Source organism: Rossellomorea aquimaris TF-12 (genome assembly GCF_001648555.1).
GTDB classification, from domain to species: Bacteria; Bacillota; Bacilli; order Bacillales; family Bacillaceae_B; genus Rossellomorea; species Rossellomorea aquimaris.
In genome coordinates this window covers 87,740-113,269 of sequence record NZ_LQXM01000020.1, presented here as the reverse complement: position 1 = coordinate 113,269, position 25,530 = coordinate 87,740, and the positions used below count along the sequence as shown (strand labels likewise).

Below are 25,530 nucleotides of genomic sequence, written 5' to 3'. Positions count from 1 at the left end.
GGTAATTTTTTCCTCTAAAAGATTCGTTGGCGTGTAGATTACACCAACGAATCTTTTTTATTTTAGGAGGAAATGAATTGAAGAACAGCAGAAACATGTTATTTCAAACAATGGAAGACTCATTAACGGACATTGATTTAAAAGGTTATAAGCTTGGAAGAGTAGTGACAGAGCAAAAAGGATCGTTTATGGTTATGACCAGTGAAAATGAATTGCTTAGTAAAATTTCAGGAAAACTCCGATTTCAAACAGTGAAACGTGATGACTTGCCAGCGGTTGGTGATTGGGTTCTTCTTAGTGAAGAAGGCGGTTTAATTGAAAGGGTATTGCCTCGGAATAGTAAATTTTCAAGGAAAAAGGCTGGATTAGAGGCTGAGGAGCAAATTATTGCAACAAATATTGATACTGTATTTATTCTTTCTTCACTAAATGACGATTTAAATGTTAACAGAATAGAACGATATTTACTTCTTTGCTGGGAAAGTGGCGCAAATCCCGTTATAGTTCTTACTAAATCAGATACGTGCACGAACGTAGAGGATAAGAAAAGAGAAGTAGAAAATGCATTAGGAGGAGTTAAGGTTCACACTATCAGCTCTGTTAACATGGAAGGAATACAAGATTTACAACCATATTTGCAAATGGGAAAAACCGTAGCTCTGGTTGGTTCTTCAGGAGTAGGGAAATCAACCTTAACCAACCTTTTGTTAGGAAGAGAAGAACAAATTACAAAAGAGGTAAGAGAAGCAGATGATAAGGGGAGACATACGACTACTCACCGGGAGTTATTTCTGTTAGAGAATGGAACGTCTATAATCGACACTCCAGGCATGAGGGAAATTCAAATGTGGCAAGGGCAAGAAGGTCTATCTACTCAATTTAATGACATAGAAGAACTAGCACTTGGATGTAAGTTTAATGATTGCAGTCATGTGGACGAACCGGGATGTAGCATAAAAGAAGCCATCGAATTAAACAACCTAACTAGGGAACGATTCGAACATTATCAAAAATTGCAGCGGGAAATTGCTTATATGGAACGTAAGGGCAATAAACGATTAGAATCTTTAGAGCGAAAGAAATGGAAAAGCGCTGTGAAGCAAAGAAAATTGAAATAACTTTTATAAAAGAGGTCCTTCTATGGGTCTCTTTTTCTATGTCTTAAATTGCACAACCTTTGAAAAAAGTGCCTTTTTAATTTACCATAGAGCAAATATGAATTTTTTAGTATAAAGAAAGCGTTATGGTTTACCTTTATATCACTAATGCGTTAAAATCTCAGACAAAGGGAATAGTGTAAGAGAATGATCTTGAAAGGATGAGGAGAATGTCAGGAGCTTCAAACATACAAAAAGCTACATTTGCAGGTGGGTGTTTTTGGTGCATGGTGAAACCGTTTGATGAGGAACCGGGAATTCATAGTGTGATTTCAGGCTACACAGGAGGTACAGTGCCAAATCCAACCTACCGAGAAGTTTGTTCAGAAACAACGGGACATTATGAAGCTGTGCAGATTCTATATGATCCTTCGATATTCCCTTATGAAAAATTATTGGAAATGTATTGGCAACAAATTGATCCAACAGATCCTGGTGGTCAATTTTTTGATAGAGGACATTCCTATAAAACCGTCATCTTTTTTCATAACGAAGAGCAAAAGCAATTAGCAGAGGACTCTAAACAAAAAGTTATTGATTCAGGTATATTTAAAAATCCTATCGTTACCAAAATACTGCCCGCAAGTGAGTTTTATCCAGCTGAAGAGTATCATCAAGATTATTATAAGAAAAACCCTTCACACTATAATCGATACAGTAAAGGATCCGGAAGAGTAGCATTTATCGAAAAGCACTGGGGGAATCAAAATGAATAAAGATGAATTAAAAAAGAAACTGACCTCTGAACAATATGAAGTCACACAAAATAATGGAACAGAGCCTCCATTTAAAAATGAATACTGGAATACATTTGAGGATGGAATTTATGTTGATATTGTTTCGGGAGAAGCATTATTCAGCTCTAAGGATAAATATGATGCAGGATGTGGGTGGCCAAGTTTTACAAAGCCCATTAACTTAGAGGAAATAGAGGAAAAACAGGATAAAAGTCACTTCATGGTGAGAACAGAAGTGAGAAGCAAAACGGCAGACTCACATTTAGGTCATGTCTTTGATGATGGTCCAGGTCCGTCGAACCTTCGATATTGTATCAATTCTGCCGCTTTACGATTCATACCATATAGCAAGCTTGAAGAAGAAGGATATGGGAAATATAAAAAATTATTTTAGATTTTCATAAAATCACATCTGGTTTGTAATAAGATCCTATGTTTAGTTAAAAGCTGTTTTGTGTATATAACTGAATAGGAAGGTGAAAAAATATGTTAAAAAAATTGTTTGGGAAAAAAGAAGAAGCTCCAAAGACGATCAATGGGATTTCACCTTTAACAGGTACTGTTAAGCCTCTTGAAGAGGTTCCAGATCCAGTCTTTTCTGAAAGAATGATGGGCGATGGTATGGCGATCGACCCTACGGAAGGGATAGTTGTATCTCCGGTAGATGGAGAAATTATGCAATTATTCCCTACTAAACATGCTGTTGGTATAAGAGCGAAAAATGGCGCGGAAATATTAATTCATATTGGGCTTGAAACCGTTTCAATGGAAGGTGAAGGCTTTAAAGCTCATGTATCAGAAGGGGCTAAGGTTAAAACTGGTGACACGTTGATTACGTTTGATTTAGACCTTGTAAATGAAAAAGCAAAAAGTACGATTACACCTATCATCTTAACAAACGGTGACAGCATGGCTGAATTGATTAAAAAGGAAGCTACTCAAGTAACGGCCGGTCAAGATGAAGTATTTGAAGTGACATCAAAGTAAAATATGAAAAAGGGTATACACCATTTTGGTTGTATACTCTTTTTTTTGTCTTTTTATCCACAAGTAGTTCCTCTAAACAATTAAACATAAGTCCCTTACTTAAGTAAAGTAAGGGACTCAAGGTGACTTTTTATGAAAATTCTACTTTTTTGTAGTAGTCATTCCACCAGATAGTATGAATTTCATTGCTTCCTCAGGGTTAATATTAAGAATTTCAATATCTTTTTTAGGGATAATAAACGTGATCCCGTCAACTTGAAAGGTTTGAGGAATGTAAACAGCAACATGATCCGTAAGATGGCTATGTAAGCCCTCAAGATTTTCTGTTGTAATAAACCCTAAGCACTTCATCGTCGTTCCTGGCATTTGTACAAGGGCAACCTTGGAAAATGATTTTCTCTCTCCTATGAAAGAATGAATAGTGTCCTTGATCACGGAATAAATCGTCTTTACAAAGGGGATTTTTCGTAACAGTCGGTCTAATAAACGAATGATTGCTCCAGAAATAAACCGAGTTGACAACCACCCTAAGAAAGTTAAAAGGATAATGGTTGATAAAATTCCAATCCCGGGAATGTAATTTTCATCAAGGTAGGGCTTTAATACATTTCCTAACAATCCATCTAAGAAGAAAAATATTTTATATACAACATAAACCACGAGTCCAATAGGAACGATGGTCAGTACACCATTAATAAAGGACTTGATAAACCATTTCATTTCTGCATGACTCCTTACTTTTTCGTGTTCTTAAAACACATAACATTAGTATATAGAAAAGTTTGTTAGGATAAAAGAGAGTCGAAAAGATAATTAGGTAAAAGCCCAAACCATTTTAGGTATTTATCATATATTGGTAAAGAATTAGAAAAAAAGAGGAGTGATAGGTATGCATTACGGATGTGATCCATGCTATCAAGGTGGCTACGCTTATCCTGCTGCAGGATATAACAATTTTGCGTTAATCGTTGTATTATTTATTCTGTTGATTATCATTGGAGCTGTATGTTTCTGCGGGAAGTAACTATTAAGATGGACATTTATTAATAGAAAAGGGGGCTGTCACCATTCTTTGACAGCTCCCTTTCTATGCCTGTTAAATTTTAAAACTTGAAACAAGTTCTTTCAATTTCTCTGCTTGTTGTGATAGTTCAGATGCGCTGGCTGTAACTTGCTCCATGGCCGCTGAACCTTCCTCGGATGCAGCTGCAGTAGTTTCTGTGTTCGCTGCCGTAGCTTCAGCAATTTCGTTCACATGAGCAAAGGAAGTAGCGACTTCCTGGCTAAGGTTTAAAGTAGATTGAATATGATCAACCATTTCGTTTACCACAACTGTGGTTTTGTTTGTTTGATTTAATATATCTTCAAGTGAAGCATTGGTTTCATTGGTTATTTCTACACCTGCAATAACCTCTTTGACCCCATCTGAGTTTTGCTTAATGATGACATTCACTTCTTCTTGAATACTATGAACAATCTCTGTTACACCTTTAGCTGCATTTTGAGACTGTTCTGCTAATTTTCTGACTTCATCAGCTACAACGGCAAACCCTCTGCCATGCTCACCGGCACGAGCGGCTTCAATAGCTGCATTAAGTGCTAATAAATTTGTTTGCTCTGCGATCTCTGTAATAGTACCTATAATGGTTGTAATTTGAGAAGAACGCTTTCCTAATGCTTCTACGGTTTCACTTGTGTTAGCCATGGTTTCTTCAATACTCATCATTTTAGAGGAGGAAGCTTGAACCGTTTTACCACCTTTCTCAGCAACAGCTCTCATATCAAGAGCTGTATTACGGACAAGGTCTGCTTGATCGAACAAGAAACGAGCTGCTTCTTCTAAACTATTCATTTTATCTAATGAATTGGACATCCTCATCGTGGTCTGGTCACTACCAGCAGCAATTTCACTGGATGTTTCCGCAATAGAAGTAATGGTTCTTGAAGTTTCCTCAGCAGAGGCCAACAGCTCTTGGCTACTGGCGGATACATTTTCTGCCATTTCTGAAACTTGTTTCACTAGAATAGCGATACCTTCAATTAATTGGTTTGTATCAGAGGCTAAGCCTGCCAATTCATCTTTAGATTTAACATGGATTCGTTTGGTTAAATCTCCACCTGCATTGGCAATTTCTAAAATCGATTGACTGATTTTTTTTACATTCGTTTTAATATTATTAGATAAAATAATTCCAAAGAATATAGCCAAAATGACAGCAAAAATGGATAAGCTAATGGTCACAATTTTAGATAAGAGAACCTGCTGGTGAAGGGAGTCAATCCTATTGTTCAAATCTTCTTGTTGATCAATTACGATCATTTCTACATAAGAACGAATTCCACTTAAGTATTTTTCCCCTGTACCTGATTCCACAAGTGTTGCCGCTTTCTCTAATCCTTTATCTTTCCTTGTTTCAATAACTCTATCGACAAATTGAATCCAAAATTCATATTGTTTCTCAATTTTGTCGAGTCTTTCAATCTGTTCGGGATCACCTTTTAATAACGTTTTCAATTCTTTAAAATGATCTTCGATTTGATTTTTTCCGTTTCCGTAAGGTGCTAAGAACCCTGTTTTCCCAGTTATTACAAAACCTTGCTCTCCGATTTCAATATCATTCAACACTTTTGATAAATCCTTAACTTTTGTATCAACCTGCATATCGTAATTAATTAATGTATCAATTTCGCTTTCAAGTTTCATCATATTGAAATATGAAGTTGAGGCTAATACTAGTAGGACAATGGTTAATAAACCGAATGAAAGAACCACTTTTCCGCGAATAGTACGAAAGTAACTAAAAAAACCACTGTTTTTTTTAGGTCTTTCCTTCTTCTTTTTCTTTTTATTCTCCCTTGTTTTCATGAATTTAGGCATTTCTATCTTCTTTTTCACCGTGTTCCCCCCCTGAAATTAAGCAAAAAGTAGCATGAATGGATGAACTTAACATTATTTTATACATATCGAACTAATTAATCTAGTTAATTTGTATACTTTGTGTCGAATTTTTTAGAATTTTATCAAATATTATAAAATCCTGAAATTCCACACTTCATCCAAGAAAGTCTCGTCTTCATTTTATATCGGAGAAGTTTAATATTTGTTTATGAAAAATCACAAAGATGCAATTTTTTACAAGTCTAGTCGCCTCCCGGAAATACAGCAAGGAGGTGGCAAATCATCCGAGGAAAGGGTGTAATATCCTTTTGTGATTAGATTTTTCTTAAAAACGAAAGAAAGATTCGATTTTAAAATCATATAAATGAGAGTAAGAGAAACTTTATTTTCACCTAGAGGATCGAATCGAAAAGAAAGAATGCAATAGATTCTTTTAGGAGGGGGTATTATGCCTCATACACATTTAATAAAACCTATGATTGGAGAACAATATCCAATTATTGATTACGGTAAGGGAATTTATTTATATGATACGAGTGGTAAAGAATATTTAGATGCTTGTTCAGGAGCTGTTACGGCAAATTTAGGTCATGGGATGGAAGAAATCCTTCAAACTATATTAAATCAAGGAAGTAAAGTTGCATTTGTCTACCGCTCTCAATTTAGTAATAAGCCGGCGGAGGATTTAGCAGCCTTCCTTCATGAGAAAACCGAATACCCTTGGAGTTTTTTTGTCAATAGTGGTTCTGAGGCAGTAGAAACGGCGATTAAGATTGCTATCCAGCATTGGCAAGAAAAAGGGAGACCTTTAAAAAGAAAAATATTATCAAGGTGGTTAAGTTATCATGGGATTACTTTTGGAGCCTTATCGGCTTCAGGACACCCTGTCAGGAGAGAGCGATTTGATTCTCATCTGGGAGATTGGCCAACAATAGAGCCACCCTATTGTGTACACTGTCCTTTTGGTAAAGCGTATCCAACATGCGAACTTGTTTGTGCGACACAGCTCGAGACAATGATTTCTAGAATTGGCTCAGAGAACATAGCAGCATTTATCGCAGAACCTATTATTGGTGCAGCTGGTGGTGTCATTACACCACCTAAGGAATACTATCCACGAATTAAAGAAATTTGTGAGAAGAATGAGATTTTGTTTATTTCTGATGAAGTCATGACTGGCTGTGGCAGAACTGGAACATTTTTAGCATTAGAGCATTGGGGAGTAAAGGCAGACATTGTAGCCATTGGTAAAGGCTTAAGCGCAGGCTATGCTCCCATTGCAGCCACCCTTATTTCTGAAAAAGTTATGGAGCCAATAACTGGCGGATCGAAAGTGGTTATGAGTGGCCATACATTTAGTGGCAATCCATTATCTTCATCTGCTGCACTGGCTGTTTTAAAGTTAATAGATACAGAAGGAATCATTTTAGAGGTTGAAAAAAAAGGGATGTTTTTAAAGAATCAATTAGAAAAATTGAAAAAACGTTTTCCTTTTATATTAGACATTAGGGGAAAAGGATTAATGTTAGGAATAGAGTTTCAAAAAAAACAAGAACTAGGAAGTGTATTTACTTCATTAGTTGTAAAAAAGGGAATCGAAAACGGCATTTTATTATACCCAGCAGCTGCAGGGATTGACGGGAGAAAGGGATCAGCTATTATCCTTTCGCCTCCATTAAACTCCTCCAAAGATGATTTAGTAGAAATGATTCATAGGTTAAATAGTACTTTTCAAATGTTAGATGAGGATTGGAAGGAGAAAATAGAATGACTTCTCATCACAGTAAGGTAAGGAGCTATGCTGATATAAGGTCCTTTTTTTATGATGGTATGACGTTAATGTTTGGAGGATTTGGAGGAGTCGGCACTCCTCCAAGTATTCTTACTCATCTAATAGAATGGGGATATTTGGACTTAACGATTATCGGAAATGATACTGGTTTCCCACATATTGGTATTGGTCAATTAATCGCACAAAACAGAGTAAAGAAAGTGATTGCATCGCATATTGGTTCAAACCCTATTGCTGGTCAATTAATGAGTGAAGGGAAATTAGAAGTGGAATTTTCCCCTCAAGGGATTTTAGCTGAAAGGATTCGTGCTGGTGGAGTTGGAATAAAGGGAATCGTTACAGAAATTGGAGTAGAAGACCCCTATCTAAATAAGGGCAAAGAAATCCTTGTAGCCAACGGTGAACGCTATTTGTTTGAATCCTCTTTAGTAGCGGATGTAGGAATTGTTTACGCTAAAAAAGCTGACTCATTTGGCAATCTCATATATGACAAGAGTGCAAGGAATACTAATCCACTAGTAGCTATGGCTGCAGATATTACGATTGTGGAGGCAGAAGAGGTAGTTGGAATTGGGGAACTTGATCCTGAAGAAATTGTCACTTCAGGTGTGTTTGTTGATCATATTGTTCGTTCAAAAGGAGTCGACTGGGAATGGGTTTGGGAGATGAAATGAAAAATAAGTTGGCAAAGCGAGCTTCTTTAGAGGTGAAAGAAAATATGGTAGTAAACCTTGGGATAGGGATTCCTTCATTAGTCCCTAATCATCTCCCATCCCACTATCCTGTTATTTTTCACTCTGAGAATGGAATTATAGGCATAGGACCGGCTCCTCGACCAGGTAATGAAAATGGAAACTTATGCAATGCAGGAGGGTTTCCAGTTTCATTAAATAAAGGAGGTTGTTACACAGATAGTTCGATTGCATTTGCCATGATTCGTAGAGGGAAAATAGACTTAACGATTCTTGGATCATTACAGGTTAGTGAAGAAGGTGATCTGGCGAATTGGATTATTCCTGGAAAAAAGGTTCCTGGGATGGGTGGAGCAACAGAATTAGCTACAAAAGCATCTAGAGTTATTGTATTGATGACACATCTAGACAAGTACGGAAATAGTAAAATAGTAAAGGAATGTACTCTCCCCCTAACGGCTAAAAAATGTATATCGATGATTATTACTGACCGTGCTGTATTTTCAATGGATCAAAATCAGTTAATCCTAAAAGAAGTATTTAAACCGTTTTCTTTACAAGATATAAAAGATTCAACAGAGGCTAACTACATGATTTGTCCAAACCTAGCCTATATAGACTAATACCTGAGAGAGGAGGAAACCAAATGGATATCCAGCATCTCATAAAAAAAAGTATAGAAGAAAAAAAGAAAGCAACCATCGAATTTCTTCAAAAACTAGTCCAAGAAGATAGTATTAGGGGAAACGAATTCAATGCTCAAGCCATTATTATTGAGAAGTGTAGAGAGCTAGGTTTGAAGCTTGATATTTGGGAAGTTGAAGAGAACAAACTGAAAGACCATCCATTCTATCGCTGCGATCGAGTGGATTTTACCGGTAATCCAAATGTTGTAGGTGTTTATTCAGGAAATGGGAAAGGAAAAAGTTTGATCCTAAATGGTCATATTGATGTTGTACCTGAGGGTGATAAACAAAATTGGATCGACCATCCATTTAGTGGAGTTGTCAAGAATGGAAAACTATACGGTAGAGGCTCAACTGATATGAAAGGTGGAACAACGGCACTTCTTCTTGCAATGGAGGTAATAATTGAGTTAAATATTCCTATAAAGGGTGACATTATCTTTCAAAGTGTCATTGAAGAAGAAAGTGGAGGGACAGGTACATTAGCTGCTTTAATGAGAGGATATACAGCGGATGCGGCGATCATTCCAGAACCAACCAACATGAAAATTTTCCCCAAACAACAGGGGTCTATGTGGTTTCGTTTAACGGTAAAAGGGAAATCTGCCCATGGTGGTACAAGATACGAAGGGGTCAATGCCATTGAAAAAGCTTATAAAGTCATTCATGCACTCCAAAAATTAGAAGATGAGAGAAACAGCCGTGTGAAAGATTCTCTTTATAAAAGGACCCCTATCCCGCTTCCAATTAACGTTGGGAGAATAGACAGTGGTAAATGGCCTTCTTCAGTCCCAGATACAGCTGTGATTGAAGGCAGGGTAGGTGTAGGTCCATGGGAAACGTTACCAGAAGTAGAAAAGGAATTTACATCTTGTCTGGAGAAGCTAAAAGATTCTGATCCTTGGTTTGAACAACATCCAGTGGACATTAAATGGTTTGGTGGACGTTGGCAGCCTGGAGATTTATCTCCCGAACATGAATTAGTGCAGGAATTGCTGCATCACTATAAACGTGTACTATCGGCAACTCCAATTATTGAAGCTTCTCCATGGGGAACAGATGGAGGCATTCTTTCACAGGGAGGGAAGATCCCTGTTGTCGTATTTGGTCCTGGAACGACAGAAATGGCCCATGATACAAACGAATATATTGAATTAGAGCGAATCTTTCAGACAGCTGAAATCCTTTCATTGTTCATTATAGATTGGTGTAATAAGGAGTGATATTTAGGGTAAAAAGAGGGTAAAGAATCAATGTAAACGAATGTGGGAATTTTAATAAGGAGGAAAAGGAAATGAAACAGCATTTATGGATAAATGGAGAATATGTCGAAGCAACTGATTATCATCTACTTAAATCTCCTTATGATCAAGAAATCATTTGTGAGGTTGCGAAAGCTTCTCATGAACAAGTGAAAAACGCAATAGAAAGTGCAAGAGAAGGCTTTAAAAAATTGAAGGAACTTCCTGCACATAAACGTGCAGACATCTTAGAAGGTGTGGTTCACAGGTTAGAGAAAAATAAAGAAGAATGTGCTGAGTTGATAGCCAAAGAAGCTTCAAAACCGTTAAAAGCAGCAAGAGGTGAAGTAGACCGTACTATTATGACTTACAAATTTGCCTCCCAGGAAGCAAGGAAATTGTATGGAGAATCGATACCAATGGATGCAGCTCCTGGTGGAGAAGGAAGAGTTGCTTATACGGTTAAAGAACCGCTAGGCGTTATTGGAGCGATAACTCCTTTTAATTTCCCCATGAATTTGGTTGCCCATAAGGTTGGTCCTGCCATAGCAGCAGGTAATGCCGTGGTGTTAAAACCAGCTAGTCAGACTCCACTCTCCGCCTATAAAATTGCTCAATATTTTCACGAAGCAGGTTTACCAGAAGGGGCTCTTAACGTCATAACAGGAAGTGGGAGTACAGTTGGCTCAGTGTTGACAAAAAGCTCAGAGGTTAAAATGATCACCTTTACAGGTAGTCCCGAAGTGGGGACGAAAATCAGGGAAGAGGCTGGATTAAAACGAGTTACCCTTGAATTAGGATCGAATTCTGCGGTGATTGTAGATAAAGATACTAACCTTTCAGAAATTGTTCCGCGAATTGTAACGGGTTCTTTCGTGTATCAAGGACAGGTTTGCATTTCTGTACAAAGAATCTTTGTTCATGAGGATATCATCGAAGAATTTAAGGAACGATTTATTTCGGAAACAAAAAAGTTAACTTTAGGAAACCCTTTGAATGAAGAAACAGACGTATCAGCTATGATTTCCCCAGATGATATTGATAGAGCACTAAATTGGATTAATGAAGCAAAGAAAGAAGGAGCAGAACTATTATATGGAGGTGAGAAGCAGGATTATATGCTCATCCCAACTGTCCTGGCTGATGCCCCCCTATCCACAAAGGTGTCTTGTGAAGAGGTTTTTGCTCCGGTCGTTCATATTAATTCCTTTGAAACTTTTGAAGAAGCGATAAAGAATGTAAATGATTCACAATACGGTCTTCAAGCAGGTGTATTTACGAATCATGTTGGGCGTGCGTTTGCAGCTGCTCAACAGCTGGAAGTAGGAGGAGTTATGATTAATGATATTCCAACCTTCCGGGTGGATCATATGCCTTATGGAGGAGTGAAAAATAGTGGCATGGGAAGAGAAGGAATTCAATATGCAGTTGAAGAAATGACTGAATTAAAGCTGGTAAGTTTTAAACTGAATTAATTAATGGGCTCATTTTTTACAGGTTTATGTATTCTAACATGAGATCTGCTAATGGCTCTGTCAACCAGTTATTACTGGATGGTGAAGGGAATCCATCCGGTTTTCCAGCGGAAGGGGGGACAAGCCCCCGAAGCTTCGTTTCCGGATCTCAGCACTCTCCTAATTCCTCAAAAGAATAATTTGTGACCATCACATTCTATAGATGACTGGGAATATTAGTCACAAACACAAAAAAACATAGTTTTTGTCGGTGGAATTAGCATGCTAATTCCACCTCTTTTCTTTATTTTCACATCAATTCACCCGTATGTTTAAACAAACAAACTAGCCAATAAATCAGTGTTTTTTGAGAGGATGCTAGAAAGGATGTCATTATAGTGTTCCAAACAATACTGTAAATAGACCTTAGCTAATTTGGAGGATGGCTTTTCAGTTAAGTGACAAGTTTACATCATTGAGTTTTAATACCATTAAAAAGCGTACATGTTTTTGAGATTTTAAGTTAACCTATTTAACGAAAATTATGTAACAAGCAAAAACTTTGAATTAAAGATATATATCCATTAAGATGCATATCTAAGTTAAATAAAGAAAGGATGTTTTTGGTTGAATCATGAAAGCCTATTTTCTAATACAGTAATTAAAGATAATACATTTAGTAACCGATATGTTGTTGCTCCAATGACACGAATTAGTGCAGAACCAGACGGTAGAGCTAATGAAACCATGCAAAAATATTATGAACGTTATGCTAAAGGTGGATTTAGTGCCATAATCTCAGAAGGAATTTATATAGACCATAGTTATAGTCAAGGCTATGACGATCAACCTGGACTTGCTCAAGATGAACATTTACAGGCATGGAAACAAGTAGTAGACGCAGTTCATAACCATGATTCTTTAATGATTGCACAGCTTATGCACGCAGGTGGTCAAAGTCAAGGGAATGCTTATACAAATGAAACGATATCCCCTTCAGGTATTCCTCCAAAGGGTGAACAATTAGGGTTCTATGGTGGCTCTGGTCCATTCCAAACACCTAAAGATATGACTGAACAAGATATTGAACAAGTAAAAGATGCATTCGTCCAAAGTGCTATCCGCTCTATGGAAGCTGGATTTGATGGCGTGGAAATTCATGGTGCAAATGGGTACTTGTTAGATCAATTCTTAACTGATTATTTGAACCATCGTGAAGATCAATATGGTGGCTCTAAAGAAAATCGACTGCGTATTGTACTAGAAATTATCGAAAACATTCGAAAAGCAGTTGGCCCTGAATATATGGTTGGAATTCGTATATCTCAAATCAAAGTAGCTGATCCGAATCATAAATGGGCTGAAGGGGAAAACGAGGCAGAATATATTTTCTCTCAATTAGGTAAGAGTTCTTTAGACTATATTCATGTTACTGATGGCGATGCCACAGTCCCTGCATTCGGAGAGAATTCGAGAACGTTGGCACAGGCAGCTAAAGATTTCGGGAAACTTCCGGTTATCGCTAACGGTAAATTAGGTGATCCTAATAAAGCAGAAAAATTATTAGAAGAGCATCAGGCTGATTTAGTATCATTAGGTACAAGCGCTTTAGCTAATCCAGACTTACCAAATAAGGTACGCCAAGGTATGGACCTAAAAGAATTTGATTTTGAAAAAATTCTACTGCCTCAGGCAAAAGTAAAAGATCTAGAATTACAAATGAATATCGTACAATAACTGCATTTTAAATCAGAAAAAAAGCAACTCCCAAAAAGGAACAACCTATTTTTCATAAAGGTTGTTCCTTTTTGTAAAGGTTTGTTTCATAACTTCCCTTTAATGTTCATATGTTGATAAAAAAGGGTGCTTATTGATGCAGAGTTATGAATATGTAACACAACCAACCTTTTGTGCGACTATTTATAAAGATTTGTTTAATCAAAGACTTCGTGTCGATGATGTAAGAGGGAATATCCTCAGTATGATGGAGTACTTAGGAAATGAATTGAATGGTCAGCATTATGAGAAAATCATCATTAAAGCCAGAGCCCTCCAGAGTGATTTTTTTTTGGAAAGGGGTTTTATCAAGGAAGGGCAGGTAAATGAATATTTTAACGGAAATCAAGTTTTGTTTATGAGTAAGTTTCTGACAACTGAAAGAAGAAATAGCATGTATTGGGTCAAAGAAGATGAAATCCTTCAAGCTGTTCAAGCTGCTGGTAAACAAAAGAAATTGCAATCAAGTTTTATAAATGTTTTGATTGCGGGACAAGAGCAGGCCGAACTTTTGGCAGACTTATATCAAGAGGTATTCCCCATTTATCCAGTCCCTTTGCATAATCCTGAGTATATTAAGGATGCAATGAAAAGTGGGACAATCTTTGCCTATATTCAGCGTGATGGGAAGATTATTAGTGCTGCATCAGCAGAAATATCCACTACCTACAATAACGCTGAGCTTACTGATTGTGCTACACGAATTTCATATCGAAAAGGAGGCTATATGAAACATTTGTTAGCTCGGTTAGAACAAGAGTTGATAGAACGGGGAATATATTGTGCATACACCATTGCAAGGGCATTATCTTATGGAATGAATGCTGTATTTCATCAGCTTGATTATCAGTATAGAGGAAGGTTGGCAAACAACTGTTTCATTTTCGATAAAATCGAAGATATGAATATTTGGGAAAAAAACTTAAGCATAGAATCCTAAACCTAATTGTACTTTCATTCATAGGCTAACATAGAGGACATCAAAATTATGTAAAGAAAGATAATCTTTCGAAAGTTGGTGTTGAGGGTGAAGATGAATTTATATAAACCTAAAAGACATTGGAAGGATATTGAGCTTTGGAAAAATGTATCGGAAGAACAATGGGATAATTGGCTTTGGCAGCTGACCAATACCATTCGAACTCTTGATGATTTGAAGAAAGTTGTCAATTTAACTCCTGAAGAAGAAGAAGGAGTCAAAATTTCCACCAAAACCATTCCTTTGAATATTACGCCTTACTACGCCTGGCTTATGAATGAAGATGATTCCAGGTGTCCGATTCGAATGCAATCTGTACCCATTGGTCAAGAGCTTCATAAAACGAAATTCGACCTCGAGGATCCATTACATGAAGATGAAGATTCACCTGTACCTGGATTGACACATCGATACCCTGATCGAGTCTTATTCCTTGTAACGAATCAATGTTCCATGTATTGCCGATATTGTACGAGGAGACGATTCTCCGGACAAATTGGAATGGGTGTACCTAAGAAGCAATTAGATGCAGCAATAGAATATATTAGAGAGACACCGAGTGTCAGGGATGTTCTATTATCTGGGGGCGACGGGCTTTTAATTAATGACCAAATCCTTGAATATATTTTAAAGAACCTACGAGAAATTCCTCATGTTGAAATTATTCGCATTGGGACAAGAGCACCTGTTGTATTTCCACAAAGAATCACAGAAAACTTATGTAATATTCTCAAAAAGTATCACCCTGTTTGGTTAAACACTCATTTTAATACCTCGATTGAAATCACAGAAGAATCCAAAAAGGCATGTGAAATGTTGGTGAATGCAGGTGTCCCTGTAGGAAATCAAGCGGTAATTTTGGCGGGAATTAACGATAGCGTACCGATAATGAAAAAGCTCATGCATGATTTAGTCAAGATTCGAGTTCGACCATATTATATTTATCAATGTGATTTATCTGAAGGAATTGGGCACTTTAGAGCTCCTGTATCTAAAGGATTAGAAATTATTGAAGGCCTAAGAGGGCATACATCCGGATATGCCGTTCCTACATTTGTTTTAGATGCACCTGGTGGTGGAGGCAAAATCTCTCTTCAACCGAATTACCTCATATCCCAAAGTGCCTCCAAAGTAGTGGTTCGGAATTTTGAAGGCGTTATCTCGACTTATCCAGAACCAGATCAATACGTTTCAGGTAGAGCAGATGAGTACTTCAAAGAGGTATATCACGATGAGGAGATAAAAGAACCAACCATTGGAATTGCAGGTCTGATGAATCAAACCCACTCCTCCCTAACTCCTGCAGGTTTAAAACGGTTGGAACGCAGGAAGGAATATGAAGAGGACCCGGAACACAACTCTCTAAAAGATTTTAGAGGTAAACGAGATCAGTTAAAAGAAAAAAAACATAAGTCTATCCTTTCAAAGATGAAAAAAGAGAATGATAATAAGGAAGAATCTATTAATGGATAAGAATGATAAACGTTGTGAGTGGTGTAATAGTGAAGCAGCCATGGAAACCATTTTACCTGTCTATTGGGAGCTCCCTTGTGGTACACGTGCTATTCAAATTACAGATGTACCTAGTGTAAGCTGTGAAGAGTGCAGGATGAATTATCAGGAAGAACAGGTCATTGGAGAAATAGAGGATCAATTGATGCTTGTGGACACAAGTCAAATCGAAAAAGTCATTACCCATAAAGAATTAATGAAGCTGCCTCGAATGCTGAAGAGAAATTATTTTCGCTTTTGAAAGAGGCGATACTTTACGAATTCTCATTCATCCGCTATCCTTTACTAAAGAAGTGAACAAACAAGGGTCGGTGGATTAAATGAGAAAATCTTTTTACCATTATTTAATGAAATACAGACAACCTTCTGCAAATGACGATTTAACAAAATTCGCTAATTCCGCATATGATGACCATAGTTTTCCCAAGCAATCCAAATTGTACGATGATATTAGCTCATATCTTGAAATGAATGGTCATTATTTAGAAAGCATGTCTGTTTTTGATAAGGCTTGGGATTACTATCTATTCGAAGAAAAAGAATAATGTCCATAAAAACGCATATATAAAATAGGCTGACTTTTAAGTGAAATATTACTTTAGTCAGTCTATTTTTTTGTCTTTTTATCCTGGTTTCTCTAACAAATACAATAAAAGTATCCATAATATTTGATTTCCTTAAAATAAATAGAAGGGGATTTCGTGTATACCGATATGAAGCTATTTGCATATCATATAAAAAAGGCGATTAAGGGTGAGGGGAGCATGAAGAAACGAAAAGAGCCTAGGTTCAGAGTTGGGGAAACAGTGGTAGTGACGATTTACGGTACTGTAGGAAAAATAACAAATATTAAAAAAATAGATGGTGAGTTTTTATATGAAGTAAATGAAAGCGAAGGGCTGTTTAAGGAGAAGGCGTTAGAGCTCCTTGATACCTATGATGGATATATATTTGAGCAAGAACAGATCGACATTGAATACAAATTTCTGTTTGGAGACCTCGTTATTGTAAAGGGTTACGAAGAAGACCTTTTTAAAGTAGTGGGTTTTAGAACAGAAATCTGGAGATATAAAGATGACGCATGGGAAGATGTAATCTACGAATTAATGAGAATAACAGATGGCGAATGGCTAGAAGCTGATGAAGATGAAATCACACTTGTTGCTGATGAAGAACAAGCAGAAGCATTTATAAAAAAATATGGATTCGTCTTTCCACAGAAGAAGGAAGGGAAGACCAAGCTTCTAAATTCACCAACACCTCGAGAGGCCAACTGGATTGATCATCTTCTTGATCATTATAATGATTACAAAACATTGTACCTTTTATTTCAAGACAGCAAATACAAGAAAAAAATGGATTATGTTTTAGAACAATTAAGAAATCATGTAAGCTCTGAATCTATTGTTAAAGAGAAGGAATAAGCCACATGATATATAAAAACACTGGAACACTTATTAACAAAAAAGAGATAAGAACAGCTCGTAAAATCCATTGCATACCTAATACGATGATTCCTTCACCATGTTCCAATTCTTTTACTATTTTCTTGGCTTTTTTTGTGAATTTGTTTTTCATAAGATCGCTCCTCTATCTTTGTTGATAAAGTCTATGCTTGTCCACCCAATCTTATGAAAACTTTTTTCTATTAGCATAACTAAGAAGGTATTGTCATAAATTGAGAATCAAAGGGGGCGATCATATGCGTGAGATAGAAGTCTTTATTGACACTGAGGAAATCGCAGAGTTCTTTTTAAAAGAACTTGTCCAAAGAGGTTTTGTACCAACAGAAGATGAGCTGGATGAAATCGCAGACATTGCGTTTGAGTATCTGATTGCCAAGTGCATCATTGATGAAGAATGGGAAGATGATGAATAAATATATTGCTTTTTATATTGAAGTTTACAAGTAACGAATGGAGTGCCTTTTATTCTTTATACCTAGTATAGGGAATGAAGGCACTCTTATTTGTGTTACTTTTTTTTAACGTTTAACAATAAAGTTGTGAGTATCTTCCATCTGGTAGTCATATGAAAGTTTCCAGGCAGAGAATTTGTCAGCAAAGGGGACATATCTTTAAGAGACTTTTGATAAATCCAATCACTTGTTTTACCAGTGGATAAAATTTTGTTAGGCCATGCGTTTTTTAATTCAGGACTGAAAAGATAATTCTCCTTTTTATTTTTCGAGTATACAAATGGCCAGTAATCTGATCTCGAAGCTGTGTGAGGATAACTAATTGCGTAGGTAAAGGTTGTAGGGAAAATCCCCTTGTGAAAAAGAATGCTGTATAGTCTTTTTCCAATGTCAATTCTTTTCTCAACTTGTTCAAAATGAGAAATGGGCAAACCAGCCAAGGCGAATGGCTGCCCCTTACCATAAGGAAAGAGTACTGAACCAACCTCAAGTCGATCTTGTAATAGAAATAACCATTTTTCAAATCTGAACTTTCTCCAGAAATCGTTTATGATCCTATTTTGAATCATATGTTGTTCATTCATAATCAGTCCAATAGTTAAAACTTTAGTATTTTTTTGGGTCATAAATTCTTGCCAAATCGAAACCATAAATCTAGAAACATTAAATTTCCGTAGAAGGTGGAGTTGAGATGTTCCTGTTCGTTTCCAATGCTCATAAAGTAAAAGTTGAGGATAAGCATCTCTGAAAATCTCTGCATTGCATAACTCTAGAAATGAATAAAAGGATAATCTTTCTACATCCTGAAGAACTTCACTGAGAAAATCACTTTTTAAATCTGTCATATGATAACCTGCATTTCTAGAAACCATATGAGCTAAGAATGACCAGTGAATTTCCGGATTCCTTTTGAAAAAAGATATATAACATTTTGTTCGGGTAATATTATTGATATTTCCTTCCTTCACACTGTTTTTGATGGATTGCACTAACCTTTGATCATGAGGGAAATACACCATAGGATTTTGTTGTTTCGTCATATTTAAAAATAGCTTCTTAACCGCTTCTTGTGATAAAAGAGGTTCATTGGAAGTGTCTTTCTTAAAGCTTAAAAGGTTTAAGAATTTAAAAAATGGTGTAATGAACACATTATCACTCCTTTAATGAAACTTAACGAATCCATAAACGTAGATAGTAATACATTTCAATATAGGATGTAAACATCTGTGACAAAATCATTAGTCTCCTTTTAAATACCGAAAATACAAAGTCCTATAGGAGGGATTAAATGTTAAGAAAGCTGATAAAAAAACTATTAGGTTTAAATTCCCATCGTCATCATTACAGTTCCAGTGATTCTTGGAGGAAGCATCGATCTACCAAACATTATGGTCATCACTACTACAAGAAAAAGCATAAAAGTAAAAGTTTTTCTAGTTTTTTTAGTAGCTAAGAGAATGAAAGCTTACTAGTATGGTCTCCACTTTATTACGAAGGATTGTAAATGGATTTGAGAAACCTTGGAGTAAAGGGACTGTTATTGATGATTACAAAATAGTTGATTTAGTCGGTAAAGGGAGTTATGGTACTACTTATTCTCTAGAGCATACCATCACGGGACAAGAAGCTATTTTAAAAAGAATACGACCTTACAAAAGAATTTTTTCTGATCCCGTTCAATATGTGAAAAATGAATTCATAACGTTACAAATTCTATCTCATTCACAGTTTCCAAACGTTTATTGTTATGGAGAATACAATAAAACCCCTTATTTTATCATGGAGAAAATGAAAGGAAGAACATTCGAAGATTTAATTTTTAGAGAAGGAAAAACATATTCAGAAAGAGAATCATTAATGTTAGGACTCCAATTAGTAAATCTTTTGAATTCTATTCATGATAAAGGGTATATACATCGGGATTTGAGAATACCTAATATTTTATTAGATGACAGCACACTTTATGTCATTGATTTCGGGTTATCGTGTGAAATTAGTTCAACTAATCAACCAAAGCTTACTCAACATAAGGAATTAATGAGAGAAAAATCAGTGAAAAGTGATTTCTACGCCCTGGGGCATTTCTTATTATTTTTATTGTACTCTGCTTATGAACCAACGACGAAAAAGGAAAGAAGTTGGGAAGAAGAATTAATGTTAAAGGAAGAAACCCGTCAATTTTTAAGAAGATTATTACAAATAGATGTCCCGTTTCTGAACTCAAGAGAGGTAAGGCAGGAATTACTAAGAATGTTAAGAACAGAAGACTAACAAAATGGAGGAATGAAAATGTCATTTTTTAATAAAGTGTTTGCTTCAATCGGTATAGGGGCAGCAACTGTTGATACGAAATTAGAAAAATCAAGTTACCAAGCTGGAGAAACTGCTAAAGGAATCGTAGAGGTAACAGGTGGAAATGCTGAACAGACCATCGATTCAATTTACCTTACTCTTTTCACTACATACATTCGCGAATCTGATGATAAAAATTATACAGATTATGCTCCAATTCAAAAAGTGCAAATTTCCGAACCATTTACCATTGGTGAAAATGAGAAAAAAGAATTGCCATTTACCTTCACACTGCCATTTGAAACACCTATTACGTATGGTAACACAAGAGTTTGGGTAGCTACAGGCTTGGATATTAAGAATGCTGTGGATCCTAAGGATAAAGACTATATTGAGATCTTACCTAACACATTAATAAATAATGTATTAAACTCTGTACAGGATCTAGGTTTTAGAATTCGAAAAGTGGAGTGTGAAGAAGCTCCACGCCGCTTTAGAGGTCGATACCCATTTATTCAAGAATTTGAATTTGTTCCGGTGAATGGACAATTCCAACGGACATTAGATGAGCTTGAAATTATGTTCTATAATCAATCAGAAGATCAAGTTGACTTACTTATCGAGGTAGATAGAAGAGCAAGAGGGTTAGGTGGGTTTTTAGCTGAAGCTTTAGAAATGGATGAATCAATGATCAGAATGACAGTAAGAACATCAGAACTTCCATCCTTTCCTTCTAAACTTAAAGAAGAAATTAGTCGATTGCAGTAGAAAAGTTCAAATTCGACAAATGTTCCCTAATTTTGATGAAGGATTCGACAAAGCCAATGTGTAATAGTATGAGTACTATCTAATGTCGGAGGGATACTCATGCCATTACTTGAAAAAATTATTGGACCTAAGCTGTTGAGATCGAACTATGACATTACCGTTTTTCAAACTCCCAATTATGGAGAAGATAAAGGGTATGAACGGGTATACCGAATTTCAATTGAAGCCTCTAATCATGAAGAAGCTCTATATGAAACCTTTAGAATTTTTAATGTACCCGATCTAATTCCTAAGGATTATCAAGGGAGATACATCACAACCCGTGACATTGTCTTTATTGATGAAGGAAGAAGAGGACATTATTATTATCGACTTCAACCGAATGGGTGGAAAAGAGTAAATCGAATTTTGATTCATTAATGTGCTTTCTGAAAAATAATATCTATCTATAACGAAAGAAAGAATCTCTTTTTAGTGAGATTCTTTCTTTTCCATGTAATATTCATTCCATTATCAAAGGTGATGTCCTGGACCGTTTTTTCTCTTTTGAGTAGAATTTTCTTTCCCGTGGGCGTTATGTTCAGCATCTAAAGCTTCTTTAGGAATATGATTGTTTTTCTTGGGAGAGTTAATACGGTTACGGTGCTTTTTTCCCATATCAGGTTCCTCCTCGTTATGATTTAAGTCTTTCACTTCTAGATGAATTAGGTTGTGTTCGGTTACGAGTAGAAGGGTTCGTTTCGTTTGCGTGTTGAACGGCTTGCTTTAGCTTTTTGCTCATTTTTTCTTTTGTCATATATATCCCTCCTTTATGTATAGCTTTACCGACAGGTTCACATATTATCCATTAGGGCTAAGGTAAAATTGCATATGTTATCAAAAAGGATTACAATAATAATTCAACAGTTTTAAGGAGGAATAGTAAGTGAGTATACATATTAATGCAAAAGAAAACGAAATAGCAGAAACAGTTTTATTACCAGGTGATCCACTTAGAGCAAAGTACATAGCAGAAACATTCCTTGAAAATCCAACGTGCTATAATGAAGTTCGTAACATGCTTGGATATACAGGTACCTATAAAGGGAAAAGAATTAGTGTTCAAGGAACGGGGATGGGTGTTCCTTCCATTTCTATTTATATTAATGAGTTGATGCAAAGCTATAATGTACAAAACTTAATTCGAGTTGGTACATGTGGTGCCATTCAAAAGGATGTAAAGGTCAGGGATGTTATTCTTGCAATGACATCATCAACTGATTCTCAAATGAATCGATTAACCTTTAATGGAATTGATTATGCTCCTACGGCCAACTTTGATTTGCTTAAAAGAGCATACGATGCTGGTGTTGAAAAGGGTCTTAATTTAAAAGTAGGAAATGTTTTTACGGCTGATATGTTCTATAATGATAATGCTGAGCACGAAAAATGGGCACAATATGGAATTTTAGCATTAGAAATGGAAACATCTGCTCTATACACACTTGCAGCAAAATATGGACGAAATGCTTTATCTGTCTTAACTGTCAGTGATCATATCTTAACTGGTGAAGAAACGACTTCCGAAGAGCGTCAAACAACATTCAATGAAATGATTGAAGTTGCTTTGGAAGCAGCTATTAAGGAGTAATAAAAAAAGTGAAAAAGTAATCTGCTTATCAGCCTTTTTTTGATAAGCAGTTTTTTTCTTTTGTGAACTTTATCCTGCTTACAGAAATCATATAACATGATAAGATGGAAAATGGAACAATAAAGAGAAACTAGGTGAAAATATGAAGAAGGTCATCTTGGTTACTGCTACTTCCCTGTTTATTCTAACGGGTTGTGGGCAGATACAAGAGTGGTCGCAGGATTTATTAGGCCAAAAACAACAAGAAGAAACAAATCAGCAAGAACATAATCAACCAAATCAAGAAACTTCAGAAAGTCCTACTGACTCAAATCAACAATCGGAAAGTCCAAATGATGATCAAAACTCCAAATCAGATGAGGAGCCTGTTCCTCCAGAACTTCAGCTGGAATCTCAATTTTTTAATGAGGTAAAATTAGTTGATGGAAAACAAGTGATTCAAAACCCAGAGAATAAATTAGCCCTCGTCAATAAAGAATACGCTCTAGGTGAATACAAACCAAAGGATTTGATTCGTCCAAACGTTCCTTTTGTATTTGGTAATCAAGAGCTTGAAAAAGCACATTTACGTCAAGAAGCTGCACAGCAACTGGAAATGATGTTCATTGATGCTAAATCTCAACAAATATATTTAACGGCTATTTCCGGTTATCGTTCGTATGAATACCAAGAAATGCTACTTGAAAGAGAGATAGAACAATTTGGAGAAGAGAAAGCCGTTATGGCAGTTGCTCCTCCAGGACAAAGTGAACACCAATCTGGATTAGCGATGGATATTTCAAGTAAAAGTAACAACTTCCAAGTAAATATAGAGTTCGGAGATACAAAGGAAGGCAAATGGTTAAAAGAGAACGCATATAAATACGGGTTTATTCTCCGTTATCCTGAAGATAAAGTCGATATTACCAAATACCAATATGAGCCTTGGCACTTTAGATATGTTGGGAAAGAAGCAGCTGAAGTGATCAAAGATAACAATTGGACTCTAGAAGAATATTTTTCAAATGTTAAAGAGATATAAGGAAAAGGTTTAGAAGTTTTTTAACTTCTAAACCTTTTTTTAGTTTGTTCATTTCGTAACGATTGTTGCTATTTAATATAAGAAAGTATTCGTTGATTGCAGCGAGAGGATGCTAGCTTTCTGCGGGGTGGGAGGTGAGCCTCGGGTCTCACCTGTCCTTACCGGAAGAGTCGAACACCTTCCGCTCGAATCAAATTTCCCCACACCATCTACACTTACTTGTTGACAGAGGCATTAGCAGAAATGATGTACGTAAAACAACAATCTTTGCGAAAAGACCCTTTTATTATCAAAAACAGTTATTGGATATCATTTCAAAGTGAATAATTGGAAGGAATCTGTAAACATTATGATAAAAGGCCGGATTTAGAGGTGGGACCACATAATGACACCAATTAAGATTATTCCAAAAAAGAAAAAGACGAAAAAAAACCCACATTACAAAAGGGATGAACCGATTGAAGTAGCTGATAATCTAAGTGGTCCGGAATATGAAGAGATTTATTCAGACTTAGAAAGCAATATCGCTTACTTAAAACAAACATTTGGTGAGAGTGCGGATTTAGTTATAAGAAAACTTCATCCTCATCCAGATGTTTCAATGGTTATTATCTATATGGAAGGTTTAGCCGGATCTCAGCAGATCCAAGATAGTGTGATTAAATCATTGTTAGAATGGTTCGGGAAATATCCTGTAATTGAGGAACCTGCTACTTTAATTTCAAATTTAGCTGATTCAAGCATGACTATTGCAGATATCGCTTACACTAATCAATTCAAAGAATTATTTTCATATATTCTCTCAGGAGAATCAGCCATATTAATCCATGGTTATAACCAATCCATTATAGCTAAAACAAAAGATCCAACCAAAAGGGATGTCAGTGAGCCTCGAACCCAAAGTGTAGTAAGAGGGCCTCAAGAAGGATTTACAGAAGATATTCGAACCAATACCACATTAATAAGAAGAAAAATAAAAAGTGAGAATGTAAGACTTGAACATAAAACCGTTGGGAGATATACCAAAACAGAAGTAAACATTATGTATATAAATGGGATAGTCAATCAAAGTATTATTGAAGAAGTGCGTAGAAGAATAGATGAAATTGACATTGATGGCATTTTAGAAAGTGCCTATATTGAGGAATTAATCCAGGATAGTACCGTAACACCCTTTCCAACAATCTTTAACTCTGAACGGCCAGATGTTATTGCAGCTGGAATGCTAGAGGGTAGAGTTGCCATATTGATAGACGGTACCCCATTTGTACTTCTCGTACCCGTGGTTTTTACTCAGTTCCTACAGTCATCTGAAGACTATTATCAACGGTCGGATTTTGGCTTAATAAGATTACTTCGATATGCAGCATTCTTTTTAGCCTTGTTAAGTCCGTCAATGTTCATTGCCATTAAGACTTTTCATCAAGAGTTAATTCCAACCCCTTTAATGATTACACTGGCCGCTCAGCGGGAAGGAGTTCCGTTTCCAGCGTTTGTAGAAGCATTAATAATGGAACTGACCTTCGAAATCCTTAGGGAGGCTGGAATACGTATGCCGAAAGCAGTTGGTCAGGCAATTTCTATTGTTGGTGCATTGGTAATTGGCCAAGCAGCTGTTGAGGCAGGCTTTGTTACTCCAGCAATGGTTATTGTGGTTTCTATAACAGCCATTTCGACTTTCGTTTTCCCTGCTTATAATCTAGCTATTGCAGTTCGGGGATTACGGTTCGCATTTATGATCTTGGCTGCTTCCTTCGGTCTATACGGTGTTACAGTTGGATTGTTTTTATTAGTTATCCATTTATGCAGTTTAAGGTCCTTTGGAGTTCCTTACATGTCTCCGATTGCCCCTTATAATAAAACCGATCAAAAAGATGCGATCTTTCATCTCCCACTAAAATGGCTATCGACACGACCGAGATTGATAAATCAAACAAATATGAGTCGGCAACAATCAAAAGGTAAATTTCAAAAAAAATAAAAATCTCA

At 36.3% G+C, this 25,530-nt stretch carries 29 protein-coding genes; 23 read left to right on the top strand and 6 right to left on the bottom strand.

Annotated elements, in window-relative coordinates:
* The first annotated feature begins 77 nt into the window (after window positions 1-77).
* The 4 genes from rsgA (at window position 78) to IQI_RS03540 (ending at window position 2,881) form a co-directional block, all read left to right on the top strand.
* Window positions 78-1,118 (top strand): ribosome small subunit-dependent GTPase A, encoded by a 1,041-nt coding sequence (gene rsgA / locus IQI_RS03555; protein ID WP_231893373.1) that lies wholly within the window; start codon window positions 78-80, stop codon window positions 1,116-1,118.
* Window positions 1,119-1,327: 209 nt separating this feature from the next.
* The gene (msrA, locus tag IQI_RS03550) at window positions 1,328-1,873 is read left to right on the top strand and encodes a peptide-methionine (S)-S-oxide reductase MsrA (protein WP_064091350.1); all 546 of its coding nucleotides are present in this window, start codon (window positions 1,328-1,330) and stop codon (window positions 1,871-1,873) included.
* Entirely contained in the window at window positions 1,866-2,288 is a 423-nt protein-coding gene (gene msrB / locus IQI_RS03545) for a peptide-methionine (R)-S-oxide reductase MsrB (RefSeq protein WP_064091349.1), read from the top strand. Before msrA ends, msrB begins: the two co-directional genes overlap by 8 nt.
* A gap of 92 nt (window positions 2,289-2,380) precedes the next feature.
* Window positions 2,381-2,881 carry a PTS sugar transporter subunit IIA gene (locus IQI_RS03540; RefSeq protein WP_064091348.1) on the top strand — a complete coding sequence of 167 codons (501 nt, stop codon included), beginning with the start codon at window positions 2,381-2,383 and terminating at the stop codon, window positions 2,879-2,881.
* Between the two features lie 141 nt (window positions 2,882-3,022).
* Here the strand turns inward: IQI_RS03540 and IQI_RS03535 are convergent, their stop codons facing one another.
* Window positions 3,023-3,601 (bottom strand): DUF502 domain-containing protein, encoded by a 579-nt coding sequence (locus IQI_RS03535; protein WP_064091347.1) that lies wholly within the window; start codon window positions 3,599-3,601, stop codon window positions 3,023-3,025.
* A 163-nt stretch (window positions 3,602-3,764) separates the two neighbouring features.
* Here IQI_RS03535 and IQI_RS20220 point away from each other — a divergent pair, with 163 nt between their 5' ends.
* The gene (locus IQI_RS20220; RefSeq protein WP_408006914.1) at window positions 3,765-3,905 is read left to right on the top strand and encodes a YjcZ family sporulation protein; all 141 of its coding nucleotides are present in this window, start codon (window positions 3,765-3,767) and stop codon (window positions 3,903-3,905) included.
* A gap of 72 nt (window positions 3,906-3,977) precedes the next feature.
* On the opposite strand, the gene IQI_RS03530 is transcribed toward IQI_RS20220, so the two are convergent.
* Window positions 3,978-5,777, bottom strand: coding sequence for a methyl-accepting chemotaxis protein (locus IQI_RS03530; RefSeq protein ID WP_156509827.1), 1,800 nt, complete (start codon window positions 5,775-5,777; stop codon window positions 3,978-3,980).
* 451 nt (window positions 5,778-6,228) lie between these two features.
* Here IQI_RS03530 and IQI_RS03525 point away from each other — a divergent pair, with 451 nt between their 5' ends.
* The 11 genes from IQI_RS03525 to IQI_RS03475 all read left to right on the top strand — a co-directional run bounded on the left by IQI_RS03525 (window position 6,229) and on the right by IQI_RS03475 (window position 17,336).
* Window positions 6,229-7,551, top strand: a complete 1,323-nt coding sequence (locus IQI_RS03525) for an aspartate aminotransferase family protein (protein WP_064091346.1) — start codon at window positions 6,229-6,231, stop codon at window positions 7,549-7,551.
* The gene (locus tag IQI_RS03520) at window positions 7,548-8,246 is read left to right on the top strand and encodes a 3-oxoacid CoA-transferase subunit A (protein ID WP_064091345.1); all 699 of its coding nucleotides are present in this window, start codon (window positions 7,548-7,550) and stop codon (window positions 8,244-8,246) included. The genes IQI_RS03525 and IQI_RS03520 overlap by 4 nt, the downstream gene beginning before the upstream one ends.
* The gene (locus IQI_RS03515) at window positions 8,225-8,887 is read left to right on the top strand and encodes a 3-oxoacid CoA-transferase subunit B (protein WP_064091344.1); all 663 of its coding nucleotides are present in this window, start codon (window positions 8,225-8,227) and stop codon (window positions 8,885-8,887) included. Before IQI_RS03520 ends, IQI_RS03515 begins: the two co-directional genes overlap by 22 nt.
* A 23-nt stretch (window positions 8,888-8,910) precedes the next feature.
* Entirely contained in the window at window positions 8,911-10,173 is a 1,263-nt protein-coding gene (locus tag IQI_RS03510) for a peptidase (protein WP_064091343.1), read from the top strand.
* A 71-nt stretch (window positions 10,174-10,244) separates the two neighbouring features.
* Complete coding sequence (locus IQI_RS03505) at window positions 10,245-11,666, top strand: aldehyde dehydrogenase family protein (RefSeq protein ID WP_064091342.1); 1,422 nt, start codon at window positions 10,245-10,247, stop codon at window positions 11,664-11,666.
* Between the two features lie 606 nt (window positions 11,667-12,272).
* Entirely contained in the window at window positions 12,273-13,382 is a 1,110-nt protein-coding gene (locus tag IQI_RS03500; RefSeq protein ID WP_064091341.1) for an oxidoreductase, read from the top strand.
* 136 nt (window positions 13,383-13,518) lie between these two features.
* A complete protein-coding gene (gene ablB / locus IQI_RS03495; RefSeq protein WP_064091340.1) occupies window positions 13,519-14,361 on the top strand; it encodes a putative beta-lysine N-acetyltransferase in 843 nt (280 codons plus the stop codon).
* 93 nt (window positions 14,362-14,454) lie between these two features.
* On the top strand, window positions 14,455-15,873 hold the full coding sequence (gene kamA / locus IQI_RS03490; RefSeq protein WP_064091339.1) for a lysine 2,3-aminomutase: 1,419 nt from the start codon (window positions 14,455-14,457) through the stop codon (window positions 15,871-15,873).
* Window positions 15,866-16,153 carry a YokU family protein gene (locus tag IQI_RS03485; protein ID WP_064091338.1) on the top strand — a complete coding sequence of 96 codons (288 nt, stop codon included), beginning with the start codon at window positions 15,866-15,868 and terminating at the stop codon, window positions 16,151-16,153. The genes kamA and IQI_RS03485 overlap by 8 nt, the downstream gene beginning before the upstream one ends.
* Window positions 16,154-16,232: 79 nt before the next feature.
* Entirely contained in the window at window positions 16,233-16,457 is a 225-nt protein-coding gene (locus tag IQI_RS03480; RefSeq protein WP_064091337.1) for a YozE family protein, read from the top strand.
* A gap of 219 nt (window positions 16,458-16,676) precedes the next feature.
* Entirely contained in the window at window positions 16,677-17,336 is a 660-nt protein-coding gene (locus tag IQI_RS03475; RefSeq protein WP_064091368.1) for a hypothetical protein, read from the top strand.
* Here IQI_RS03475 and IQI_RS20505 read toward each other — a convergent pair.
* Window positions 17,320-17,490: a hypothetical protein gene (locus tag IQI_RS20505; RefSeq protein ID WP_156509825.1), complete on the bottom strand. Its 171-nt coding sequence runs from the start codon at window positions 17,488-17,490 to the stop codon at window positions 17,320-17,322. The two genes, IQI_RS03475 and IQI_RS20505, sit on opposite strands and share 17 nt — an antisense overlap.
* Before the next feature lie 124 nt (window positions 17,491-17,614).
* Here IQI_RS20505 and IQI_RS20110 point away from each other — a divergent pair, with 124 nt between their 5' ends.
* Window positions 17,615-17,791 carry a YozD family protein gene (locus IQI_RS20110; protein WP_064498962.1) on the top strand — a complete coding sequence of 59 codons (177 nt, stop codon included), beginning with the start codon at window positions 17,615-17,617 and terminating at the stop codon, window positions 17,789-17,791.
* A gap of 95 nt (window positions 17,792-17,886) precedes the next feature.
* Here IQI_RS20110 and IQI_RS03470 read toward each other — a convergent pair whose 3' ends face one another.
* The gene (locus tag IQI_RS03470) at window positions 17,887-18,978 is read right to left on the bottom strand and encodes a DUF2515 family protein (RefSeq protein ID WP_064091336.1); all 1,092 of its coding nucleotides are present in this window, start codon (window positions 18,976-18,978) and stop codon (window positions 17,887-17,889) included.
* A 325-nt stretch (window positions 18,979-19,303) separates the two neighbouring features.
* On the opposite strand from IQI_RS03470, the gene IQI_RS03465 reads away from it, so the two are divergent.
* From IQI_RS03465 to IQI_RS03455, 3 genes are all read left to right on the top strand, one after another.
* The gene (locus tag IQI_RS03465) at window positions 19,304-20,101 is read left to right on the top strand and encodes a serine/threonine protein kinase (protein WP_064091335.1); all 798 of its coding nucleotides are present in this window, start codon (window positions 19,304-19,306) and stop codon (window positions 20,099-20,101) included.
* Between the two features lie 18 nt (window positions 20,102-20,119).
* Complete coding sequence (locus IQI_RS03460) at window positions 20,120-20,890, top strand: sporulation protein (RefSeq protein ID WP_064091334.1); 771 nt, start codon at window positions 20,120-20,122, stop codon at window positions 20,888-20,890.
* 99 nt (window positions 20,891-20,989) lie between these two features.
* Complete coding sequence (locus IQI_RS03455) at window positions 20,990-21,310, top strand: YodL domain-containing protein (protein WP_064091333.1); 321 nt, start codon at window positions 20,990-20,992, stop codon at window positions 21,308-21,310.
* A 93-nt stretch (window positions 21,311-21,403) separates the two neighbouring features.
* Here the strand turns inward: IQI_RS03455 and IQI_RS20790 are convergent, their stop codons facing one another.
* Both IQI_RS20790 and IQI_RS21135 read right to left on the bottom strand, forming a co-directional pair.
* On the bottom strand, window positions 21,404-21,547 hold the full coding sequence (locus tag IQI_RS20790) for a hypothetical protein (RefSeq protein WP_197489704.1): 144 nt from the start codon (window positions 21,545-21,547) through the stop codon (window positions 21,404-21,406).
* 16 nt (window positions 21,548-21,563) lie between these two features.
* A complete protein-coding gene (locus tag IQI_RS21135) occupies window positions 21,564-21,686 on the bottom strand; it encodes a hypothetical protein (protein WP_268874470.1) in 123 nt (40 codons plus the stop codon).
* Between the two features lie 129 nt (window positions 21,687-21,815).
* On the opposite strand from IQI_RS21135, the gene deoD reads away from it, so the two are divergent.
* From deoD to IQI_RS03440, 3 genes are all read left to right on the top strand, one after another.
* Entirely contained in the window at window positions 21,816-22,520 is a 705-nt protein-coding gene (gene deoD / locus IQI_RS03450) for a purine-nucleoside phosphorylase (protein WP_064091332.1), read from the top strand.
* Between the two features lie 142 nt (window positions 22,521-22,662).
* Window positions 22,663-23,541 (top strand): M15 family metallopeptidase, encoded by an 879-nt coding sequence (locus IQI_RS03445; protein WP_064091331.1) that lies wholly within the window; start codon window positions 22,663-22,665, stop codon window positions 23,539-23,541.
* Window positions 23,542-23,926: 385 nt separating this feature from the next.
* The gene (locus IQI_RS03440) at window positions 23,927-25,522 is read left to right on the top strand and encodes a spore germination protein (protein WP_064091330.1); all 1,596 of its coding nucleotides are present in this window, start codon (window positions 23,927-23,929) and stop codon (window positions 25,520-25,522) included.
* Window positions 25,523-25,530: the final 8 nt, after the last annotated feature.

Excerpts from the sequence above, each read along its gene's own strand:
- IQI_RS03455 (WP_064091333.1), top strand. The coding sequence starts at position 20,990 with ATGCCATTACTTGAAAAAATTATTGGACCTAAGCTGTTGAGATCGAAC.
- IQI_RS03515 (WP_064091344.1), top strand. The coding sequence starts at position 8,225 with ATGGGTTTGGGAGATGAAATGAAAAATAAGTTGGCAAAGCGAGCTTCT.
- msrA (WP_064091350.1), top strand. The coding sequence starts at position 1,328 with ATGTCAGGAGCTTCAAACATACAAAAAGCTACATTTGCAGGTGGGTGT.
- IQI_RS03440 (WP_064091330.1), top strand. The coding sequence starts at position 23,927 with ATGACACCAATTAAGATTATTCCAAAAAAGAAAAAGACGAAAAAAAAC.
- kamA (WP_064091339.1), top strand. The coding sequence starts at position 14,455 with ATGAATTTATATAAACCTAAAAGACATTGGAAGGATATTGAGCTTTGG.
- IQI_RS20790 (WP_197489704.1), bottom strand. The coding sequence starts at position 21,547 with ATGGGAAAAAAGCACCGTAACCGTATTAACTCTCCCAAGAAAAACAAT.
- IQI_RS03505 (WP_064091342.1), top strand. The coding sequence starts at position 10,245 with ATGAAACAGCATTTATGGATAAATGGAGAATATGTCGAAGCAACTGAT.
- IQI_RS03475 (WP_064091368.1), top strand. The coding sequence starts at position 16,677 with ATGAAGAAACGAAAAGAGCCTAGGTTCAGAGTTGGGGAAACAGTGGTA.
- IQI_RS21135 (WP_268874470.1), bottom strand. The coding sequence starts at position 21,686 with ATGACAAAAGAAAAAATGAGCAAAAAGCTAAAGCAAGCCGTTCAACAC.
- IQI_RS03480 (WP_064091337.1), top strand. The coding sequence starts at position 16,233 with ATGAGAAAATCTTTTTACCATTATTTAATGAAATACAGACAACCTTCT.
- ablB (WP_064091340.1), top strand. The coding sequence starts at position 13,519 with ATGCAGAGTTATGAATATGTAACACAACCAACCTTTTGTGCGACTATT.
- msrB (WP_064091349.1), top strand. The coding sequence starts at position 1,866 with ATGAATAAAGATGAATTAAAAAAGAAACTGACCTCTGAACAATATGAA.
- IQI_RS03445 (WP_064091331.1), top strand. The coding sequence starts at position 22,663 with ATGAAGAAGGTCATCTTGGTTACTGCTACTTCCCTGTTTATTCTAACG.
- IQI_RS03535 (WP_064091347.1), bottom strand. The coding sequence starts at position 3,601 with ATGAAATGGTTTATCAAGTCCTTTATTAATGGTGTACTGACCATCGTT.
- IQI_RS20110 (WP_064498962.1), top strand. The coding sequence starts at position 17,615 with ATGCGTGAGATAGAAGTCTTTATTGACACTGAGGAAATCGCAGAGTTC.
- IQI_RS03465 (WP_064091335.1), top strand. The coding sequence starts at position 19,304 with ATGGTCTCCACTTTATTACGAAGGATTGTAAATGGATTTGAGAAACCT.
- IQI_RS03520 (WP_064091345.1), top strand. The coding sequence starts at position 7,548 with ATGACTTCTCATCACAGTAAGGTAAGGAGCTATGCTGATATAAGGTCC.
- IQI_RS03525 (WP_064091346.1), top strand. The coding sequence starts at position 6,229 with ATGCCTCATACACATTTAATAAAACCTATGATTGGAGAACAATATCCA.
- IQI_RS03485 (WP_064091338.1), top strand. The coding sequence starts at position 15,866 with ATGGATAAGAATGATAAACGTTGTGAGTGGTGTAATAGTGAAGCAGCC.
- IQI_RS03460 (WP_064091334.1), top strand. The coding sequence starts at position 20,120 with ATGTCATTTTTTAATAAAGTGTTTGCTTCAATCGGTATAGGGGCAGCA.
- IQI_RS03510 (WP_064091343.1), top strand. The coding sequence starts at position 8,911 with ATGGATATCCAGCATCTCATAAAAAAAAGTATAGAAGAAAAAAAGAAA.
- IQI_RS20505 (WP_156509825.1), bottom strand. The coding sequence starts at position 17,490 with ATGAAAAACAAATTCACAAAAAAAGCCAAGAAAATAGTAAAAGAATTG.
- IQI_RS03540 (WP_064091348.1), top strand. The coding sequence starts at position 2,381 with ATGTTAAAAAAATTGTTTGGGAAAAAAGAAGAAGCTCCAAAGACGATC.